Origin of the sequence: Kitasatospora sp. NPDC059747 (genome assembly GCF_042732955.1) — a bacterium.
Taxonomy (GTDB): Bacteria; Actinomycetota; Actinomycetes; order Streptomycetales; family Streptomycetaceae; genus Kitasatospora.
Genome location: NZ_JBHWGV010000022.1, coordinates 98,735 through 100,812 on the forward strand (window position 1 = coordinate 98,735; position 2,078 = coordinate 100,812).

The following is a 2,078-nucleotide window of genomic DNA, read 5'->3' on the forward strand; positions in this document are numbered from 1 at the left end:
GGGGTGCGGGTGGGGTGTCTGGCGGGCTGGGTCGGGCGCGGGGGGGGCGGCGCGCGGGGGGGGGGGGGGCCGCGCGGCCCCCCCCCCCCCCCTTCCGGCTGCGTGGCGGTTCAGCCGCGCTGGATGCCCGAGGTGTCGGCCAGCACGCCCTGGGTGCCGTCCTGGAGCTGGGCGACCAGCGCGGTGCCGCGCTGCTCGACCGCCAGGTACCAGGTGCCGGGGACCAGCTCGCCGATCGGCGCGCCGACCGGGTTGTCCTTCGGCGCCAGCGCGCGCGGGGCCGGGACGGCGAACCAGAACGGCGCGAAGTCGGCCGCCGGGGCCGGCTGCGGGGCCGGGGCCGGCTGTGCGGCGACCGGGGCCGGGGTGATGTCCTGCGGGCCGGGCTGGCCGGCCTGGCCGGGCGCACCCGGGGCCGGGTAGCCGTAGCCGCCGGGCTGGGCGCCGTACGCCGGGGCCTGGTTCGGGTCCTGGCCCTGCACCGGGTAGCCGTACTGGCCGGGCTGGGGCTGACCGGGCTGACCGGGCTGGCCCGGCATCGGGTAGCCGCCCTGGTACGGGACGGCCGGACGGTCGGTCACCAGCGGCGCCTTCAGCGCGGGCACCAGCGGAGCGGCCGCGGCGGCGCCGGCGAGCACGATCAGCGAGATGAGGCCGAGCCAGGCGCCGAAGCCGTGGCTGACGCTCGGACCGGTGCCGGCGCCGCCCAGCGCCCAGACGGACGTCCAGAGCGCGGCCACCGCGAAGGCGATGCCCCACTGGTCCAGCCGCAGGCCGAGGACCTGACGGTTGGCCGCGGCCGGGCCCTGGAACCGCTGCACCAGGATCAGCGCGGCGGCGGCGATGCCCAGCAGGTAGATCGACGGCAGGACGGGGAACAGCGCGGTGCTCCAGGCGTTCTGCGACGTGTCGATGTTCCCGCAGTACGCCCCGGAGCAGTTCCAGCTCAGGTAGGGCAGGAAGGAGGCGATGAAGAGCAGGACGGCCGCGCCTGCGACGGCGGCGTCTCCCCTGGTGAGAGCGCGCAGATTCACTTACGTTCCCCTCGTTGACGGTTCGTGGACGGCGGTCCGCCCGGTCGCGCCGACCGGCCGGGAACCCCCGAACGGACCAGAAGCCTAGGGCCAACCGCCCCACCGGCGCACAGCGGGGACCGGGAACGGGGCGAATTCGTTGCAAACGGCGCAGCCCGAGCGCCCCGGGAGCGTGGCCCGGGCGCCGCGGGAGCGCCGCCGGATTCAGCCCCGCGAGGTCAGATACGCCGTCAGCGCGTCGGCGATCCCCTCGGCCGCCTTCTGGCGCCACTGAGGGTCCGTCATCCGCTTCGCGTCCGCCGGGTTGCGCATGTTACCGCACTCGATGAACACCTTGGGGACCGTCGAGAGGTTGAGGCCGCCCAGGTCGGAGCGGGTGTCCAGGCCGTTCTCGGCGATGTAGTCGGCGAACGGCTCGCCGGTCGCGGCGTGGAACCGCTCGCGCAGCAGCAGGCCGAGCCGGTGCGACGGTTCGACGATCGCCGAGTTGTCCGCCTTCCCGGCGACCACCTTGGCGGGCATGATCACGTGGAACCCGCTGCCGCTCGCCGGAGCGCCGTCCGCGTGCACCGAGAGGGCCACGTCGGCGTGGGCGTCGGCGGCGGCCCTGGCGCGCTCGTCGATGCACGGGCCCCACGGGCGGTCGCCGTCCTGGGTGAACGCCACGGTCGCGCCGCGGGCGGTGAGGATCGCGCGGGCGCGGCGGGAGACGTCCAGGGTGTAGTCGGCCTCGGTGTAGCCGGCGTCGGTCTCGGTGCCGGTGGTGTCGCACTCCTTGCGGGCGTTGCCGATGTCGACCTGACGGTTGATCTCGGCGGTGTGCGAGGAGTTGCCGGGGTTGTGGCCGGGGTCGAGCAGGATCGTGCGGCCGGTGAGGGCGGTCGAGGCGGCGGTCCCGGGGGTGGGGGCGTCCGACGGGGTGGCGGGTGGTGCGGCGGGTGGCGTGGTGGGTGGGGTGGTGGCGCTCGGGGTGCCCCCGGGCGCGGGGGGGGGGGGCGGGCGGGCGGGGGGGGCGCGCGCCCCCCGGGGCGGCCCCCCCCCGCC

General features: G+C 76.8%; 2 protein-coding genes. Both read right to left on the reverse strand.

From position 1 onward, the window contains the following. Positions 1–110 precede the first annotated feature (110 nt). Positions 111–1,034 carry a hypothetical protein gene (locus ACFV4G_RS12785; RefSeq protein ID WP_380439437.1) on the reverse strand — a complete coding sequence of 308 codons (924 nt, stop codon included), beginning with the start codon at positions 1,032–1,034 and terminating at the stop codon, positions 111–113. A 204-nt stretch (positions 1,035–1,238) separates the two neighbouring features. Further along, positions 1,239–2,078: N-acetylmuramoyl-L-alanine amidase (locus tag ACFV4G_RS12790; protein ID WP_380439438.1), on the reverse strand; the 840-nt coding region annotated here is incomplete at its 5' end.